Origin of the sequence: Nostoc commune NIES-4072 (assembly GCF_003113895.1) — a bacterium.
In the GTDB taxonomy this organism is placed as follows: Bacteria; Cyanobacteriota; Cyanobacteriia; order Cyanobacteriales; family Nostocaceae; genus Nostoc; species Nostoc commune.
This window is the reverse complement of the sequence record NZ_BDUD01000002.1, coordinates 550,001-568,741: the sequence shown is the minus strand read 5'-3', so window position 1 is coordinate 568,741 and position 18,741 is coordinate 550,001. Positions and strand designations below refer to the sequence as shown.

Here is an 18,741-nt window from a genome sequence, read left to right as displayed (position 1 = left end):
ATCTGGTTGCTATCGTTGCCAACTTTTACCTATTGTGCCATTCTACCAACTTTAGTCTTTGTTGCACTCTAGCTAATTCATCTGAATTCCTAGTGCGTTTCGCCAATTCATTTGCCACCTGATAATTGCGAAGCGCTTCATTTGGCAACCATGCTTCTAGATATCTATCTGCCAGTACTCGGTAAAGAGTGGGGTTTTGACTTCCTGCTGCCACTCGTGTTTTCAGCGTCTCAATCGATTCATTCAAAAGGCTTTTGGACATAAATACAGCATCTAAATCTAAAAAAGCAGCTTCGTCTGGAGGCAAGTTTAATTCATTGATCTGCTTTACCTTATATGCAATTTCTTTTTGGTCTTTTTCTGGCAAAATACTGATTACTAAAGGCTCCGAACTAATCAAAGAACCTCTCAGGTTGGCAATGACAGTAATTTTGTAGGTGTTACCAAGTTGCAATTCTATTTGCTCTTTCGGGTATGCCAGTGTAGTCGTTTTCTGATCTACTGTTGCTTCCCAATAAAATTCGTAACCCTTTACAATTACTGTATAATTAGTAGCGTTCGAGACAGCACTCCAAGATATTAGAGGCCGCGTACTTAACATTGAACTCCCATAAGGGCTTATTAGGGTTGGTGCTTCTTTTTCCTCACCTGCACCCTTAGGGTTATAGCAATTACTCGGATTTAATCCGGTACATAGCTCTGTTATCTCTTGCGGCACTGTACACGTATCTGGCTCCTTGAACACGGTACTATGCTTCAGGTATACAAAATTTCCATTTAAATAGCACAAAACCTTGACTGTAGCTCCCTTAGCTGGATTAATCCTATCTCCTTGGCACAATCGGCTTCCACTTGGCAAATAGAGATCGCCTGAGCTAGAGACTCTACCTATAAAGTTGCGACATCCGCTGTTTACTACTGCTACTGATTCAGTCCGACTTCCTGCGCTACTAATATCTGATAAAAATAGTATTGATGGTAATATCGATACAAGTGCTGCAACTTGAAACTTGGAAATTTTTTTCTTCCTATGGTTGAGTAAAAACTGCATTAAAAGCTTTTATCTATTTACTTGCCTGTTAATAGCATACATAAGTTTGATAGCTAAACAAATAGCTAGAGTCTATAACTTTCACACAATGCACTCTATGGAGAGATTTTTGAGTTTTTGGGGGAGCAACGCGAAAAAGTGAGATCGGGGTTTAGTTCTCAATTACACCCCTATATTCTCAACAAAATCTGGTTTTTTAGTTGCGATCGCATCCTGAAACAAGCTATATACGTCCCAGATTTTAGCACCTCACAAAATCGCGTTGCTCCCGTTTTTGGTGAGGCGGTCTAGTAATTCCTGTCTCCACTTGAAAACATCTTGCTGAGTAGTCCTAGCAAGCATACAGATTTCCCATGAAAGTCTGGCATCCTCAATTTTACCTAAAGCCTCTTGCACCTGAGCCAGCAAGCAGACAGCATCTATTCTCTTGCTGTCTAAATCACTTGCTTTTTGTAAATATTTCTCTGCCTCGTTATACTGATTTTGCATGAACTTTGCCCAACCCAAATTTTTATATAAAGCAGCTTGTAGTTTTGGGTCTTCAGTCAAGCGCAATCCTTCAAGTGCTAATGCACTAGCCTGGGTATAGTCTTCTTTGAGATTTCTGAGGCGTGATAAATCATTGAGTGCGGGCACTGCTTTCTTATTAATTTTAATTGCCATTTTATATTGTTCTTGAGCTAAATCCTCTTTTCCTTCTTGATCATAAAAACTTCCTAACCTATAATATCCCTCCCAATCATTAGGCTTTAATTTCAAAATCTGCTGATAATTATTTAAGGCACAAGCGACTTCTCCAAGCTGCCAACAAACTACAGCTAAACTATTATAAGCACTTATATCTTTATCATTATATTTAAGGGCTAATTCATAATATTTTTTCGCTAGTTTGAAGTCGTTAAAATGACGAGCAGCTTGCTCTAAGTAAAACTGGGAGACAGAAAGTTTAAGTTGGGAATTATATTCTATAGCTTGGTTAAAATAGTTTTGTGCAGTTTGCGAATCATTTGCTATTTCTGACTTTTTACCTTGTAGTACTAAATTATTAGCCATTAGTGGTAAAAATACTTTGAAACCTGCAAAAAGCCCTAAAGTAATTAATGTCACTAATACAATAAATAAAGTTTTTTTAGATTTAATTAATTTATAAATTTTACTTTGATAAGGGAGTTTGTTAAGCCGTTGCAAAATTACTTGAGTACTTTGCGGACGCTGACCTGGGGAAGAAGCCATCAAATCATCCAGTAAATCAGCAAAAGGTTTATCAATCTGCGGCGCATATTTTCTCCAGATTAGCCTCCCTTTTTTTTCGTTTATTGGTAGATCCATCAATGACATCCCAGTAACTAAGTTCACAAAAGTCCGACCCAGAGCATAGAAATCTGATTGCGGTACTGCCTGGCCATTCATTTGTTCAGGTGGACTGAAAAAAGCCGTGATCACAGATGTTACTTCGTGTCCACTACCTAATCCTGTACTGCTTCCCCCATTGGTACTAACTTTTGCTAAGTAAGTGCTAGTAATCTCTCGTGCTGCACCAAAATCAATCAACACCAATTTCCCATCAGGCTTATGAATTATATTTTCTGGCTTGATGTCTCTATGAAAAAAGCCGGAGCTATGTACGACATCAAGAGTATTAATTAATTGTGACAACCAATCAAATGCCACATTTTGAGGAATTCGCCCATAAGATTTTAACCATTGCCGTAAATTCTCTCCTTCAACCTTTTGCATTACTAAGCAATGTAATTCTAGAAGAGTGTCCTTTAGTTTAAAAGTGAAGTAATCATCTCTAGCAGACTCAGGAATCCCAGGATATTGAATTATTTGCAAAATTCTAGCTTCTCGCTGAACTAGCTCCACTAATTTAGGTTCGCTCCACTTTAATACTTTCATTACTCTTATTTGAGACTCTGGATGCGATTTTGTGCCAACATCTTCAACCTCAAAAACATTTGTGTTAGTATACAGATTTTCTTCCAAAGAGCGCAACGGGCGTAGCAAACGAATGCGACCATTTATTAACAAAGAATTACCGCAAGCTAAACAGTTTTTGGCGTTATCAGGATTACGGCGCAGTGTACAAAGGTGATTTATGCAGTAAACCACATTTACTCCTGGATGGAATTACTGATTTGTAACACACTTGTTTTTCTTCGCACCAAATTAAATGGATCAACTAAAATGTATTTTCTGATAAGTGGTTGTAAACTATAACTAACTTCTTGCTTACCTGATTTTCTATAAGTTTCAACTAAAGAACGTTGTTCTAAAATTTCTATTGCTCTGATAGCTTCCGCAATTGATACTTCTAATCCTATTTGTTTTTTTAAAGCTTCAATAATATTATAAAACTGAATTGGAGGTGAGCTTTCTGAAGTTGACTCTGCTAAATAAATCATTATTTCTCTTTGGACATCGCTTAAAAGTCCCGGCTGTCCAAATTGCTGATGTAGCATAGATTGAAGGAGTTGCCCAATAACAGTAGTCCTGTAATCAAAGAATGTTTTTACACTTCCTCCAAAAAGCCGATGAATTCTGTCAGATGCTTCTTCTAACTCTGATGGGTTTCCACGATGCATTTTAATTAACTCTTTACATTCTTTCCCCCATAGCCCTTTTTCATTTAGCATTCGCATAGCTGCACGTTCCTCTAAGCCTTCAAGGCGTAAAGAGTCAATTGGAAGATTTTTTGTTGCATAAATAACTTCTTCCAAAGGTAATTGACTTGTTATAATTGTACAGTTTTCATGATTCCCCTCTGAAAGTTGAATAAATAATTTTTCATACTCTAATCTTTTCTCAAAATTAGCTATTTGGCCTAGTTTTTCAAATCCGTCTACTACTAGTAGTAACCGATGTAATTGAAAATATTTTAATAATAGCAAAGTTTGATTTTCAATAGATTCATTGTCTATTTCTATATCAAAAGCATTAATTAATTTAGTAAACAAATTGTCAACGGACGAATGTATTTTTATCCAAACTATATCTTTATAGACATTGGGGTTCTCTAAAAGTATTTCTTCTAGTAATTTAGCCGCTAGTGAAGTTTTTCCAATTCCTCCAACTCCAGTTATAACTATGCAGCGTCGTTTCAAAACATGAATTTGATTTTTTAATTTACTAATCTCTCTTTCTCTCCCATAAAAAGATCCTATTTTGGGTAATTCTCCATAAATTCTCGTCTTGCCAACTAAACAATTGTTGTCTAGCTTGGAGACTTCTAACTTAAAATAATTCTTTTTTGCTAGTTTAAGTAAAGCAGGTTTCAAAGATATTTTTTTTACTGGGATTCCATCACCAATAACCTCTGAAAGCATTGCCCATAATTGCCGAGCCACTTCTCTATGCAAATAGTCCGCGTTGTATCCAGAGTTGCTTGCTATCTCCTTATAGTCTCTCCCGTACCAAGACCCTTTAATTAAAACTCTTTCAGATTTCAGTAAATGTCTTCCGGTATGTTGAAGTACTCGCTCATCCAAAATCTCCAGTATTTTATCTATGTCTAAGTTTTTATACGAGTCCATACTTAGTAAGCTTTTATATTATTGTTTTAACAACTCTAAGGGTAGAGTTATTCAATGAAGTACAAGAAGCTACTCTCTTAGCTTACTCTACAAGAAAATCCTCTTAAACACGGGAGCAACGCGAAAAAGTGAGATCGGGGTTTAATTCTCAGAAACGCATAGCTAGATTCTCAATAAAAACAAGTATTTCGCTGCGATGCCTAACGGCGGGCTGCGCCTACGCACTATTAAACAGGTCATTTGTACCCCTAATTTTTAGCACCTCACTTTGGAGCGTTGCTCCCCTTAAACACTTACAAAAACCCAAAGTGAACATCTAATGGAAACCAGATTCCGTCTAAGTTGTGCTGCGTTTTGCCTAACATGACACATTGCACCATAAATTTGTAAGATTAAGTAATCATTATAGGTACAACGCTAATACACACAATTATTCGATTTTTGCAACTCTCAAACCCTACTCTCTTAATATTTCTTTACAATCAGATTTTCTAAAAGATTTTGCTAAAACCTACACTTTCTCAATAATTGTTTACAATATCCCTCTTTCAAAAAGCTTTTACAGGTTATATGCTCTAAATGTTACGTTCAATAAGTAGCACTACTGCATCTATAGATGTAGTATCACGATTACACTTTAATCAAAATTGACTAGTGTAATAAGTGATACCTTTGAGTAGTACCAGACATCGCTTTACCCCAATTTAATGATTACACCTAATCTCGTGTTTAACTAACCTCGTAGTATTCTTTTAAAAAGATGAAACAATTCCTGCCAAAAATCAAATTCTTGTTAGATCCCAAACGGACATAACTTCTGTACAATCAAGCTAATTGAAGGGAGACATGGAGGTGAATATACAAAACTATCAAAACTTAACGCACAAAGCGCCACTAAGGAGTAGCGCTTTGTGCGGGTCTTAGATTCCATATAACCTCAGAGCGGGAGTTGATCTCGAAATAACAAAACAAGTTGTCGTGAAAGTTTGGCTACTAGTTGCGACTACTAAATTTGTCCGAGAGTATAATCCGCGCTGCCACATCCATTAGGGAGCAACGCGATTTTGTGAGGTGCTAAAATCTGGGACGTATATAGCTTGTTTCAGGATGCGATCGCAACTAAAAAACCAGATTTTGTTGAGAATATAGGGGTGTAATTGAGAACTAAACCCCGATCTCACTTTTTCGCGTTGCTCCCATCAGCTTTTGTGTTTCTTGTGGTGAAAGGTGATTGTGTATTACCTTGTATTCTTCTTCTTCTTCTACTTTATAAGCACTAAAAGCCGATTGATTATCACTTTTACGCCAAACAGTCAGACGCTGCATACCTTCTCTCATCAACAAATTTAATTGATAAGCCATACCTTCATAGACCCGACCGCCAATAGTATCTTGTCCCTTTGTGACTACAATATTCATCAGTGCAGGAATGAGAGACTTTTTAACAACCGTATCATTTTCACTCTCAACCGATTTTGACTCTTGGCTGTCAACAAAAGGCAGTTTGCGCCCTTTAGTTTCTAATATCTGCTGCAAGAATGTCTTTTTCTTTTCATTGATCAAATCTTCAACTCTTGTTGAGTTATCTATATCAGGTGTTTCCTCGGATTTATTTAAACCAAATTTTTGGGCGTACTCTTGGTAGTATTTTTCCTTAAGGGATTGCCTGTAATCTTCAGTACTTTGAGCATTTTGGGACAGGTCTAAAGTATTTCTCACCTCACTAATAATATTTTCGCGCTGTGTGGGGTCTAGTGCGGGGGTTATTGACGGTGAAGGTGAGTGTTTCTCCATCATCAGCGCCAGTCTGTAGGCCATTTGGTTGTCAGAAAAGCCACTGTTGCGGTTGATGATAGTGATGGTTTCGGCTACTGAGCTAGATTGCATAAGTATTACAATTCTAATTCCTGTGAATTAGTAGGTCGTTGTGGAGTGTGAGCTTTTTGGGAATGTACTTCAACCTTGGGCGTATAAGTATTGTTAATAATCTGGCTACGAGTATTGAGCAAATCCTGAATAATATCACTCAAAGGAGGAAGAGAAATATCAGTTTGCCCAATGTTCTGCTGCTCGAATTGACTTTGAAGGAGAATTTTCTGGTAAAGTTCACGTTGCTCTCCAATAGTCAGCTTGCCAGTAGTGACAAGTTTTTCCCGTAAAGGGTTGTTGTACTGATTGGCAACACTAGACCAAGTTTTATTAGTTTCTAAATTGTGCCAATGAGAGGCAATACCAGGGTGGAGAGGCACGGGTGTATCACGCTTTGGGTCAGAAGAAAACTGTGGCTGTGCTTCTTTTTGAACCTGCGATCGCAAATCATTAACAATATAAGCTAATGGTGGAAGCACAATATCAGTACGCCCATTGTGATTAATTTCACTCCAGGCAAGATTTTGAATCTGCTGGTAAAGTTCACGCTGTTCACCAACAGTTAATTTTCCAGTTTCCTGAATTTTAGATTGAAATTCTAAATCTCCTTGCGCTACAGTCTCATGACTTGAACCATCTTTTTCTAACTGTTCCCAATATTGTTTTAAAACTGGATGTAGTGGTAGCACAGCGTTATCTAAGTTAGAAGAAAAATTGGGTCGTTTTGTTGGTTGTGATGGTGTTGTGCCGTTAGGTATTGATGTAGTTGCGTGCGATACAGCGTTGTCTTGTTTTGGAGAATTAGAGCTTACTCCTTGTGGGTTTGATTGTGTCTTGCGATCTGGTGCGTTGGGCGTAGATTGAGTAGATTGGTGTGACTGATCATCGTTTAAATTACGGTTAATTTCGGGGTGAACGGGCAAGTCGATGTCACGGGTGTCTGTCGGGTTGCCAAATAATGCTTTGTAATTAATATGCAGTTTTTGAGCCAACAGTCTTAACTTCTCCAAATCAGCTTCAGTGATAGCCATCGCTTGGACTTGATGAGTCATCCCAGTGTCAGTTTTCTCAAACTGAAAGCGAACAGCTTCCCGATTTGTACCATTGTGTTCAGTTTTGAGTAATTGCAGAGTAGATGTATTGTCACTGGTTTGCCGAAAAATAATCCGGTAATTGCCCAAGGTTAAATCGTCTTTATCGAAGCTAGTAATACTTTGTGTGAGTATTTTTAATACCTCGTTTTCTTTGAAACTTTCTAAAATATTGTGTGTGCCTTTAGGAGAGACTGAACCAACGGCAGAAGCTATTTTGCGAGGGTCTTCATCAACAGAGGGCAATTCTTTACCAGCTTTCAGGTAGTCAGCCACTAACAAAAACTCCTGCCTTTCAATAGGCAGAATGTTAATTTGTTTTTCTCTCCAAACTTTTGGCTCATCATCTATTTCTGTGTAAGAAAGTTTAATATTGCCTACGTGTCCCCATTTATCAGCTTGAAAAGTCATTAACTCTACATCATCATGACGACGAGAGATACTGTATTTATCAGCACCATGATTCTTAATTACAAAAGCATCAGCATGGTAGATTTTGCCACTGGTCTGCTGTTGTTCATCTTTAGCCTCAACACCATATTTTTTTAACAAAGTATAAGCAGCAAAAGCTATTTGTTTATTCTCACTACCTTCTAGGCGCTTTCTAAAAAAATTAGACTCATAAAGCGTAACATTTTCTTTTTTAGCCCAAGAAGAACTAGTAGTCTGCCAAGGAAACTTTGCATGGTGGTTAGCAGAGGAGCAGGGGAGCAGGGGAGCAGAGGAGAGGCTTATACAAGTTCTTTCCCCTCTGCCCCTCTGCTCCTCTGCCCCTCTGCCGACCTCCACCCAACAATTTTGGGTTGGCGAACTACTAGTTACAGGCGGTTCAGTTGGTTGGGCTGGCTCCGGGGCAACATCTATATGGATAATGTCTGAATCAATAACTTTTATATCTATAATCTGTGAACCAGGGTCAATAGGTGATTTAGCACGACTTTTTTTAAATACACCAATGTTTGGTTCTAATTCGGGATCATCTATCACAGTAGAGTCTCCTTTTTGTTGATCAACAGGGGAGGCAGGGGGCAGAGGGCAGGAGGCAGAAGGAAAACTGCTTTCTGCCTCCTGCCGCGACCAGAGGGAGCTTGGATTTGAGTCTCCCACTGAATCAGAGATTTCAGTGGCACTCCTAAAGTGGGGGTCTAAATCCCCCACCAAATTCTTCCCTTCTGCCTTCTGCCTCCTGCCTCCTGCCTCCTCTTCAATTTTTTTGACTGTGCCATCCTTGAGCTTGATAGTAAAACGTTTTTTATCAAGTTGATTTTGATGCCACTCCTCTAAAGATATAGCCCCGGCAGATAACTTTTCAAAAGCTTCTTTTCCTTGTGAAACTATAAAATCATCTACACCTTTATCCGGCCCTGGCAGCGTTACTACTTTAACGACAGCACCAAATTCTTGTAATAAGCTTCCTGTTTTCCAAATATCTCTTTGGATATTGAGCTTAGTTTCAGGCTTCGTTTCATAATCAAAGCAGATTTTGAAAACTCTACCAGAAGTTGCGAAAACAGCTAACTCATCAGCCAGATAGGAATCACCAATTTTCTTGCCCCACTCGTTTTTCGGTGAGCGATAGCCGGAGGAAATTCCCGGTAGTCCGATGGCTGCGTGACCTTGGCTTAACAGACTAGCCGCCTTCTTCGCCCCCTCTGTAATGACGAGTGGAATATTGTGTTTATACACACAATACCAAAAACCATTCAAGCGATCGCTGTCGGTGGGGTTTACTCCAGCTTTTGAGTAAATATTTTGGGCAATCACGCTTGGGACATCTAGCAAGAAAATACTCAAATCAACTGATGGTGGATGCTCATATTTGATGAACTTGCCTTCAACCACAACAGTGAACCCATCTTTTTTCACGGTTTTGGGTCTGGGGCGGTTTGGCTTATAGCATCCCCATTCTTTAATTTGAGGTTGCTCACCAGGGGTAAGATTAGCAAATGTGCGCGGATCTACTCCTGAATTACACCACCAGCCACCTGCATCTAGGTGGGAATAGAGTTCTAAAAGCCTAATAGAGAGGCTACCTGTATTTGTACGTGAGAGTTTGTCGCTGATCATGAGCCGTTCCCAAGCTTCATGTTCGCCACCGACATAGCTAAAATGAAGACTTTCAAAGTTGAGATGTGCAATAAGAGGTGCGATCGCACTGCCTACTACGAGTTCGTGCCAATGTTGCGGATCAATATGTTCTGGGTGAGGCGGGATATGTTGAGTATTTTGTAGCTCAAGTTTTTTACTACTTATGCCATTGTTGGCGCTTTCAACTGTAAAAAAAACATTTCTCTGGATGGAAGCATTTAAATCTAGATTTTCTTGGTCTTTAATAGGTAGATATTCCTGGGGATTTTGAGAATCGAATGGTATAGTTAAAAACTCAACAGATGTGGCAGAAGGCGGAAGAATTAAGGGGGAATTGGGGTTGGGTAAAACTGGAGGTAAATCAGGATCAGGAGGAAAATTTGACGGTGTTATATCATTACTACCGGGGAGAAGTTTAGGCAATAAATATGCCATCGTCTCTTCTACTTGTTCTATTTCCTCATCTGTTACACCTTCAAAGTTATTTTTAGACCATTTCCAGCCACCATCCTCATCAGGAGTAAGAAAATAAGTTTCTTCTCCTATTTCAATTCGACATTTTAAATCAATAGCTGATTCGATTGATTTATAAATAAACTCTCCTAAAGGATAAATAAAAGCTCTAATAAAATGCTGACTAGCTCTAGCGTAAGCGGAAGTGAGTTGCAAATGTCGTTCATCAAACATATTTATTTGGGTGTAGCAGAGTAAAGGGTAAACGGATTAAAATTCATTCTTTTTCACTTTTCCTTTCCTTTCTAAATTCTTGTCTAACCGCAACAGTTGCAAAATCGTCTTTGCAAATATTTGTTATGAACAGGGTTGTCGATGATGAGAGAACAAGATTGGCGCAGAACCTCATATTGTTGCCAGTTAGCCCCTAAGCATTTGATATCCATGAGCTTACCTTGGGGTGTAACGCGATTAAAAATAATATGAATATAAATATTGCTAGATTGAACATCTAAAAAACAGATATACTGCAAATCATGCCAGCCGACACCGTGAATATATTGGTCAACAATTTTCCGGCAAGATTCTTGATTTAGTTGAATGTAAGTGTTTTTTAAGCTGATGATAGTATATATGCCCAAATTTCTCAGCTTTGGTCTAGTTTTAGATAAAGTCTTAAACTCCTGAATAATTTGAAGGGGAGGCAGACTAATATCAATAAAACTACTATTCGCTAAAATTTTTTCTGGAAATAGTGTTTGGATTAGTTCAAAATTAGGAATTTTCAATTCTTCAATAGTCATTTTCATAACAATCAAATTCCACTGTCAGATTTGTTTTGATTAATCATGCTGCCGACTTCTTTGAATGTTAGTCCAGAATTATTAGAAATAGCTTGAGGGTTTTCGGGAAGCGGAAAGCGTGAATCAACTTGCTTAACTCGCAAAGCTAAATCTTGCTGTGAGGGAAATTTCTGTGTACTCTTTCTAGCTAGTAAGCTGACAATCCTTGCCCATTTAAGTTGATTGTATTTATCAATATTTTTGAGAGACTCATTAATTTTGATAGTTTTGACTAAAGCAGGGTTAGCGCGTCTCAAACCCTATTGACAAGGGGATTTGTTTGAATTAGGAACTGTACTGTACGTTCGCTCCTGATTGAACGGTGAGAGGAATTAATAGCTTACTGTCCAAGGAAACAACCTGATTCTGGATCTTAATCAAGCTAATACCGTGTAATACTTGGGGAAAGGTTTGAGATTAACGGTGTATTACATGGAAAAAGGAAATTAATTTGTTGGATGTACTCCATGAAATTAAATTGAATTCATTTAGAGGCTGTTATTTACCTATTAATAGGCATGGTCGGAGTCTTGTTTCCGTGTAATACATGGGGAAAGACTACAATTGAGAATTAGTTTAAAAGAAAGTGGCGCTATCTGAGGTAGGGTAAGATTTAATTCATCTAGGTGCAAGATCAAAGTCATGCCAATAGGATTTGAGAACAAGAAAAGCAAAACCAAAGCATCTTTTGCACCTAGCATAGATAGTAAAGACATTACCACTAAGTTTCAGGAATACTTCACACAAATAAAAGACCCCAGAGTGGAAAGGACAAGATATCATTTACTCACAGATATCATCACCATAGCGATTTTGGCAGTAATAGCAGGAGCGTCAGGTTGGGAAGATATTGAAGAGTATGGAATCAATAAACAGGAGTGGTTGAAAACATTTTTACAACTACCATTTGGGATACCCAGCCCCGATACTTTTAGGAGGGTGTTTGAAAGAATTAACCCAAAAGAATTTGAGCAATGTTTTCGGGAGTGGGTACAATCATTAATTGAGAAATTGGGAGTAGAAGTAGTAGCCATAGATGGCAAAACTCATAGAGGCTCATATGATCGGGAATCTCAGCTAAAAGCTTTACATACGGTCAGTGCCTGGTCGAGTGAACACCGTCTGGTCTTGGGACAAACAAAGGTCAGTGACAAATCCAATGAAATCACCGCAATTCCAGCACTGTTAGAAATGCTAGACATATCTGGCTGCATCATCACAATTGATGCAATGGGTACACAAAAATCGATTGCCCAGAAAATCATCGCGGCTGGTTCTGATTACATTTTGAGCCTGAAAGATAATCACCCTACGCTGCATCAACAAGTGAAAAATTGGTTTGAAATAGCACAATCTCTTGGGTTTAAAGATGTTGATGTGAATGTTAGTCAACGGGTAGAAAAAGGGCATCACCGAGTCGAAAATCGTCAGGTTTACACCGTGCCAGTGTCAAAACTTCCTGCACTTCATGAACAAGATTTGTGGACTAGTTTGACAACAGTAGTTATGGTAGTGCGTTCGATTCAGCATTGGAATCAGACTACCCATGAGGTGCAATTTTATATTACTAGTCTCGCCTGCGATGCTCACAAGATTGGTAGTGCAATTCGACAGCACTGGGGTATTGAAAATTCTGTTCATTGGACATTAGATGTCACTTTTAATGAAGATGAATGTCGAATTCGTTCTCTGCACAGCCCACAGAATTTTGCTTTACTACGTCGGATTGCTCTCAATGCCTTAGAACGAGAAACATCTTTTCATCGCAGTATCCGCCAAAAATCACGGCGAGCCGCGATGAATGATCAGTATATGGTTTCTGTCTTAGCGACGGCTCTCCCAAACTCAACACTCTCCTAGAATCCATTTGTCAATAGGGTTTGAGACGCGCTAACCCTGTATTATTACGTTGGTTTTCAAAAGTTTGTGGTTTACTGTTTCTTCGTTTTTGGGTTGAGTGGTTGCTAGTAGATGCTTTTTTCTCATTTTTTTTCTTGTGTTCGACTTCAATATCATCAAGAACACAAGAAGATTCGGACGTTATAATTTGCGATCGCCGAGCTACCCATTCGCTTAATTGCACGCGGTCGCAGTGTTGCGGAGACTGATTTAGTCTAAACTCCAGTTGGTAAATTCACCACTAAAATGTTTCGATTCCGGTCTCCAATACGTTCATAGAAGAATTTATCAACGCCATGAATCGCCAGATACAATCCCAGTCCGCCAATAGGTCGCTGTTCTATTGGCAAGTTTATCTGTTCTTCCTCCACATTCAATTTCTGGAACGGGTTAAAGGGTTCACTGGTATCCTCAATAAATAGGGACAGGGCTTGCTCGTCGATACTCACGCGCAAATCTAGTACCCCTTCACGACCCGTTTCCTGATAGCCGTAAACAATGATATTAGTGGCGATTTCTTCCACTGCCAAGCGAAGGTTATAGGAGGCTTTTTTATCTAGTCCAGCAACTGCGGCTGCTTCCTTCGCATATTTGGCGATCATTCCCAAAGAGCTTAGTGTTCCAAATACCGTTAAAGATTCCATAAGCAATGGCTTCATTGCTAAACAATAATTGTTACCTTACAATTGTCGGTCAAAGATTAAAAGCATACTGCGTTCTATTGGTGCCACAAATTATCCAAATTTTGCATTAGCTCTTGAAATAGCTTTTAATAAAGTCTCTTTAAATGACATTTATAATTGGTTTACTCATTGTTGTTACTGTACCTCACTAGACTAGGAAATGCTATAAGAAATATTTCTAATAGGCCGCGCAAAATTTCCAAAATGAGAATTGCTGACCTCTCACCGAAAAGAGCAGGGGAGGCAGGGGAAGAAGAGAAGCAGGGGGGAAGAAAATACCTCTCCTGCTCAGAAGGGGTTTCTGTTGCCCCTAAATTTATTTATGAGAAAGAAAAAATATTTTTTACGAGACACATAGTGCGAGGAAAAAAGCGTCCTTATTTGAAGCCCCTAACTTTAGTTGTGGGGTTTGCTCCCCCTGCTCCTCAACCTCCCCTGCTCAAGAACTGCTTTCTTGGCTCACCGATGGACTGAAATAGATTTGACTTTGTTTTGTTGCTTGCTCTTCAATCTTAAAATTAGACCTAATACACCAAATCCCAAAAGACTTAATCCATAATTGGATTCAGGAACAGAAACGATTTTAACATTGTCAATTAACAATCCAGAATCGGTGCCGCTATCTCTCCAATCTGTAACTCCGATACCCAAAGAGTATATTCCGGTAGTTGGTATCTTAAAGGAAAAAGTGTTAAATCCAGTCTCTTTAAAAAAGTCTGTCGTAGAAGAAATCACAGTGGGTGATAATACATCAGCTAGGTCTGACAAAGAACTAATTGAGACAAAGGCAAAATCGTTAAGCGAAGGAAACTGTTCTTCATTCGAGAGAAAATTCCAATCGAAAGTCAAAATATCTCCTGCTTTCCCTGTAAATATTTGTTGAATAGCAGAGCCTTGAGTGGCCTGCCCACCGGGGAAAGGAAAAGGATCTAAGCTTTTGCCAAGATTATCCAAGCTTCCTGCTTCTAACCCTAAAAATTCTTCAATAATTGAGCTATAAAATGTTTTATTACCAGTTGAAAGTAAAGCTTGATAATTTCCTTCAGTTGGATTACTGCCAAAAGTTTTTGTCTCAATAGTAGTTTCACCTAGTGTTGTCCAATCACTAAAATTACCAGTTTCAAAACCACCATTTAGAATAGTTGGGTTAGTGGAGGCTTTAGGCAGATTAAATGTATTTAATGACAGTGTATAAGAACCAGATTCTAAATGATCTCCTATTAGGTTAATATCCCTTAAGCCAGATACGGCAAAATTCAAACTACCACTTGCTGGTACTTTCCCACTTAATAGAGAGAGAACACTATTGTCGGATTTATTATCGTTTATCGCCTGGATATTACCAGAATCATCAAGTAATCCTAAAAGTGGATCAATTGTCTTTGAATTAATGTCTGCTGTAAACAAACTTCCAGTATCAAGATTTGAGAACCCAAAAAAGTCAACATCTCCACTTTCTAGTTGTCCATTTACAGTAGTTGTACTAGAAGGAAGAAATTGTCTAGTGTTAAAAGAGTTATTGGGTTCATTCTCAAGTGCTGCAAAAACAGGTTGAATGGTAGCAATATAACTGAGCGAAATTGACCAAGCAGTACTAAAAGCTAAAGCAGAAAGGGCTTTCATGAGTATTACCTTAATAAACAAAATACAGTTGCATAGGTCTGGTTTTACCTACTCACGCACATCAGTGCATCTTATGTGCATGGATCTTGTTGTAGCAAAGATTAAGGTACTACCTCGTAGGGCAACATCATCTCGTTGTCTTCATGGTCGAGCATATGGCAATGCCATACGTAACGTCCGGTGAACGAATTGCCGAAAGGCAAGTTTTCCGCAGCTTGGGCCCCAAAGGGAACAATCAGGCGAGTAACCTCACCAGGGTATACTAATACCGTATCCTTCCACCCAGACTCGTTTGGTGCTGGCGGTCTTGGTGGAGCAACTGCAAAGGGTGTAGGGTCTGGCGGTGGATAATTAGCTGGCACTGTTGGTCCTCCTAATGGTATGTGGTGTGTTCTTACCTGGCGAGGAGAACCAGTAGTAGTAAGATATGATTTCAGATATCGAGTCAGATTAATCTTTTGTCGATTCAGGATTTGGAAGAAAACTAGGTGCAGGTGAACTGGGTGGGCAACTGGCTGAAGGTTAATAATATTCCACTGCTCTACCGTATCTACCTTCGGACGCTCCATTAATTCTGGGTAGTTCTCGGCCTCATCCCAGTAGATAAAGTTTTGCAGCAAGACTAGTGGCCCAAGTGGCCCGACGATCTCTCCAAGCGTCAAGAAACGCTGCCGCACTGGTTTATTGGCAATTGGTTTGATGAGTGGTTTATGTAATCGCAGTGTTTGAGGTATAGGCTTAGGATTGGCAGCACCCGCTTTTACTGTAAACTGCATGATTTCAGGCAGTGGGAAACTTAGATTGAAGACGGCGTTAGCTCTGCCAAAAGGAAAGGGTGAAGTAGCATCATTTTGCCAGACAATCTTTTCTCCTGGCAGATTTTTGGAGAAGTCGATCAGCACGTCAGCACGCTCACCAGGAGCAAGCAGTAGCCTAGACAATTCTACAGGAGTGTTGAGCATTCCTCCATCAGTGCCAATTTGGATAATTGGCTGGTTTGATGACAGTTTGAGGTGGTAGGTGCGAGCATTTGAGCCATTAACAATCCGGAAACGATAAATGGTGCGCTCAACATTCAAATTTGGCCAAGCTTTGCCATTAACTGTAGCAACATTACCCAAAAACTCAGGTGTCCACGGAGCTGGGGGATAGAACAGTGAACCATCTGGGTTGAATAAGCGGTCTTGCAGCACTAACGGTATCTCATAGGGAGGCCCTGCGGGAATACCGAGGGGCCCGTTACCACCTACAGGATCATCAACATCTCTAATCAGGTATACTCCAGCCAATCCAGCCATGACGTTCAGGCTAGTCATACCGAGCGTATGGTCATGATACCAGAGCGTTGCCGCTTCCTGATTGTTATTAAAATTGTATACATAGCTCTGTCCCGGCGTAAATGTGTTCGTTGGATAACCGTCACTTTTTGCTTCGGTATTGCTGCCGTGGAGGTGCAATGACAAACGTGGGTTGGTTTTGTCAGACTCTTGTATGCCGTGCAATCTCAAGTCCAGAGAGTTGGCAAAGGGATGGGTTCCAAGGTTGTTGTGTGCAGTTAGTTGTAGCGGTGTACCCCTGGTGATCTCGAAAGTCGGGCCAAGGTAGTCAGCCCCGTTGTAGCCCCAAGTAGCCCCTGCACCTAAATCCTTATGAAAGGAATGTGAACTCGGTGCGATTACCAAACTACTAGGTGCAGCACTAGCAAATGAAATTGGCAGAGGTTCGGTAAATTTTGATATTTCCGGTAAAACGGCATAGCTTTTCTTCGCCTTAAATATCTCAGAAATGAGAAATCCTGCTCCAATCCCTGTACTTGCTAGTATTAATTGCCTTCTAGTTAACATTATTTCTTAATCTCCATTGATGATTAAATATAGTCAGTAAAAAAGTTAAGAGGTAAGAAGTTAAAACCAGCGAAAACTGGTTTATATTCAGCAGGACATGGTTCTTAATACAGCTTTGCGTAAAATCGTGGCGAATTGAGGGTTGAAATTTAAACGCAAAGGTTCGCAAAGGCAAACGCAAAGGAGCGCAGAGAATTCGCTACGAATTAATAAAACGTTGTACTTAGGTTATGCTGATCCGCCGCACAGCCAACATGGTAATGTCATCAAATTGTTGGGCGTTGTCAATGTGAGTAAACAAATTAGTTTTGATGTCTTCTAGTAAGTCATAGGCTGAAAAGGCTTTCTGATTCAGCAGTGATAGCAATCGTTTGTTAGAAAAGAATTCACGGCTAGGGGCACGAGCTTCTGTTACACCGTCGGTATAGCCAATTAAGATATCTCCCGGTTCCAGATGAACCTGCTGAATTTTAAATTTGATGTTGGGCATTATTCCCACCACTGGTCCGGTGGATTTGAGACTTTTCTTTACCCCAGAGTCACCGACGATAAAAAGAGGTTCATGTCCAGCATTGATGTAAGTCAAACAGCCGTTTGCAGGATTTAGCACTCCAAAAAAGAGTGTAGCAAACATATTCATCTCACCGTGTTCTTGGGCGATGTAGTTATTTGTGAGGGCAACGGCCTTCAAGGCGTTGATTTGGTTAAAGTCGGTTATGACTAGGGGGTCTATCAAACAATCCAAGCCCTCGTCTCTGCCAATTATCGACAATCCGTCCAAGTTGGTTTGTCCAGAAAAGACTCGGATTAAGCTGCGAAATAAAGCCATAAATAGTGCTGCACCCACACCTTTATCACAGACATCAGCAATCACTATACCTAAGTAGTCACCGGGGAGCATAAAAGCGTCATAGAAGTCGCCACCTACCTGACGAGCAGGATAGAAACAAGTTGCAATCTCCCAATTTGGTAGCTGTGGGATTTCTCTAGGTAGAAAATCTCGCTGAATCTGCCTACCCTTTTCTAGTTCAGAGTCGAGGGCTTCTGAATAGGCTTCGATCGCAAGTTTTGCGTTGTTTAATGATTGGTAAGATTCTTCTAGTTTCCGATAAAGTCGGGCATTTTCTAGGACTAGGGCTATTTGGTGGGCAGCCACCTGCATCAAATAGGCGGTTTCAGGGCTAAATTGTCCAGGCTCTTGGTGCAACAGAGTGATAATGCCTAGTAACTCATCATCCCTGAGAATGGGAACAGCCAAGGCTGAACGAACACTGTAAGGCTGATTGGGTTGTATCAGCCAGCGATCGTCAGTTTCGGTGTCGGTAATTAATCCCACTTTATGGTGGTGGAACACCCAGCCAGCCAGCCAGCCAGGGAGTCCCTTGTCCAAAATACTGCCGATCTGGCAAGCGTCTTCCTCTTGCGTCAGGATGCTGTCAGTAACAACACCGTTGCTATTGAATAAAAACAGACTACCTTTCTCGGCGCCGCTTAACTTGCTGGAGACATGTACAGTTTCTTGTAAGGTGGCTTTTAGCATTTCTTCACAAAATGAACAGCGTGCCATCGCCACCAAATGCTCAAGTAGTTCTGTTTGAGTCTCAAAAGCAGCTTTTTCTGTTTTGAGTTCAGCTACCTCTCGGCGCAGCAGTTCCAATTCTGCGATTAATTGTTCTTCTTTAGATTGATGATTGTTTTCAATCATGCTCTTAATCCTAAGTAATGAAACTAGTAGCAACTTAGTTGTTAGTCCCAGATTTCTCAC

15 protein-coding genes are annotated in these 18,741 nt (G+C 39.9%); 2 read left to right on the top strand and 13 right to left on the bottom strand.

All coding sequences use genetic code 11. The annotated features are described in order from the left end of the window. Positions 1–25: 25 nt before the first annotated feature. The gene (locus CDC33_RS34990) at positions 26–745 is read right to left on the bottom strand and encodes a hypothetical protein (RefSeq protein ID WP_146195917.1); all 720 of its coding nucleotides are present in this window, start codon (positions 743–745) and stop codon (positions 26–28) included. Between the two features lie 444 nt (positions 746–1,189). Between CDC33_RS34990 and CDC33_RS39575 the strand changes: the two genes are divergently transcribed. Next, on the top strand, positions 1,190–1,342 hold the full coding sequence (locus CDC33_RS39575; protein WP_181374333.1) for a hypothetical protein: 153 nt from the start codon (positions 1,190–1,192) through the stop codon (positions 1,340–1,342). Here CDC33_RS39575 and CDC33_RS34985 read toward each other — a convergent pair. From CDC33_RS34985 to CDC33_RS34960, 7 genes are all read right to left on the bottom strand, one after another. Next, a complete protein-coding gene (locus tag CDC33_RS34985) occupies positions 1,301–3,163 on the bottom strand; it encodes a serine/threonine-protein kinase (protein ID WP_109013145.1) in 1,863 nt (620 codons plus the stop codon). The two genes, CDC33_RS39575 and CDC33_RS34985, sit on opposite strands and share 42 nt — an antisense overlap. Positions 3,164–3,165: 2 nt before the next feature. Further along, positions 3,166–4,584, bottom strand: a complete 1,419-nt coding sequence (locus CDC33_RS34980) for a helix-turn-helix domain-containing protein (protein WP_109013144.1) — start codon at positions 4,582–4,584, stop codon at positions 3,166–3,168. Positions 4,585–5,630: 1,046 nt separating this feature from the next. After that, a complete protein-coding gene (locus CDC33_RS41460) occupies positions 5,631–5,765 on the bottom strand; it encodes a hypothetical protein (RefSeq protein ID WP_280524470.1) in 135 nt (44 codons plus the stop codon). Then, a complete protein-coding gene (locus tag CDC33_RS34975; RefSeq protein ID WP_109013143.1) occupies positions 5,749–6,471 on the bottom strand; it encodes a hypothetical protein in 723 nt (240 codons plus the stop codon). The genes CDC33_RS41460 and CDC33_RS34975 overlap by 17 nt, the downstream gene beginning before the upstream one ends. Positions 6,472–6,476: 5 nt before the next feature. After that, positions 6,477–10,319 (bottom strand): DUF3854 domain-containing protein, encoded by a 3,843-nt coding sequence (locus CDC33_RS34970; protein WP_109013142.1) that lies wholly within the window; start codon positions 10,317–10,319, stop codon positions 6,477–6,479. Between the two features lie 83 nt (positions 10,320–10,402). After that, on the bottom strand, positions 10,403–10,894 hold the full coding sequence (locus CDC33_RS34965; RefSeq protein WP_109013141.1) for a relaxase/mobilization nuclease domain-containing protein: 492 nt from the start codon (positions 10,892–10,894) through the stop codon (positions 10,403–10,405). 5 nt (positions 10,895–10,899) lie between these two features. After that, positions 10,900–11,184 carry a hypothetical protein gene (locus tag CDC33_RS34960; protein WP_244919520.1) on the bottom strand — a complete coding sequence of 95 codons (285 nt, stop codon included), beginning with the start codon at positions 11,182–11,184 and terminating at the stop codon, positions 10,900–10,902. Positions 11,185–11,569: 385 nt separating this feature from the next. On the opposite strand from CDC33_RS34960, the gene CDC33_RS34955 reads away from it, so the two are divergent. Then, positions 11,570–12,787, top strand: coding sequence for an ISAs1 family transposase (locus tag CDC33_RS34955; RefSeq protein ID WP_109008091.1), 1,218 nt, complete (start codon positions 11,570–11,572; stop codon positions 12,785–12,787). A gap of 10 nt (positions 12,788–12,797) precedes the next feature. Here CDC33_RS34955 and CDC33_RS34950 read toward each other — a convergent pair whose 3' ends face one another. From CDC33_RS34950 to CDC33_RS34925, 5 genes are all read right to left on the bottom strand, one after another. After that, positions 12,798–13,010, bottom strand: coding sequence for a hypothetical protein (locus CDC33_RS34950; protein WP_181374332.1), 213 nt, complete (start codon positions 13,008–13,010; stop codon positions 12,798–12,800). Between the two features lie 31 nt (positions 13,011–13,041). Then, positions 13,042–13,470 (bottom strand): ATP-binding protein, encoded by a 429-nt coding sequence (locus CDC33_RS34945; protein ID WP_109013140.1) that lies wholly within the window; start codon positions 13,468–13,470, stop codon positions 13,042–13,044. A gap of 498 nt (positions 13,471–13,968) precedes the next feature. After that, positions 13,969–15,132 (bottom strand): hypothetical protein, encoded by a 1,164-nt coding sequence (locus CDC33_RS34935; protein WP_181374331.1) that lies wholly within the window; start codon positions 15,130–15,132, stop codon positions 13,969–13,971. Between the two features lie 101 nt (positions 15,133–15,233). Beyond that, positions 15,234–16,976 (bottom strand): multicopper oxidase family protein, encoded by a 1,743-nt coding sequence (locus CDC33_RS34930; RefSeq protein ID WP_109013138.1) that lies wholly within the window; start codon positions 16,974–16,976, stop codon positions 15,234–15,236. A gap of 223 nt (positions 16,977–17,199) precedes the next feature. Continuing rightward, positions 17,200–18,681, bottom strand: a complete 1,482-nt coding sequence (locus CDC33_RS34925; RefSeq protein ID WP_109013137.1) for a PP2C family protein-serine/threonine phosphatase — start codon at positions 18,679–18,681, stop codon at positions 17,200–17,202. Between the last annotated feature and the right edge of the window lie 60 nt (positions 18,682–18,741).

Coding starts and splice junctions, on each gene's coding strand:
- CDC33_RS34980 (WP_109013144.1), bottom strand. CDS start 4,584: ATGGACTCGTATAAAAACTTAGACATAGATAAAATACTGGAGATTTTG.
- CDC33_RS34975 (WP_109013143.1), bottom strand. CDS start 6,471: ATGCAATCTAGCTCAGTAGCCGAAACCATCACTATCATCAACCGCAAC.
- CDC33_RS34970 (WP_109013142.1), bottom strand. CDS start 10,319: ATGTTTGATGAACGACATTTGCAACTCACTTCCGCTTACGCTAGAGCT.
- CDC33_RS34965 (WP_109013141.1), bottom strand. CDS start 10,894: ATGAAAATGACTATTGAAGAATTGAAAATTCCTAATTTTGAACTAATC.
- CDC33_RS34955 (WP_109008091.1), top strand. CDS start 11,570: ATGCCAATAGGATTTGAGAACAAGAAAAGCAAAACCAAAGCATCTTTT.
- CDC33_RS34945 (WP_109013140.1), bottom strand. CDS start 13,470: ATGGAATCTTTAACGGTATTTGGAACACTAAGCTCTTTGGGAATGATC.
- CDC33_RS34935 (WP_181374331.1), bottom strand. CDS start 15,132: ATGAAAGCCCTTTCTGCTTTAGCTTTTAGTACTGCTTGGTCAATTTCG.
- CDC33_RS34930 (WP_109013138.1), bottom strand. CDS start 16,976: ATGTTAACTAGAAGGCAATTAATACTAGCAAGTACAGGGATTGGAGCA.
- CDC33_RS34925 (WP_109013137.1), bottom strand. CDS start 18,681: ATGATTGAAAACAATCATCAATCTAAAGAAGAACAATTAATCGCAGAA.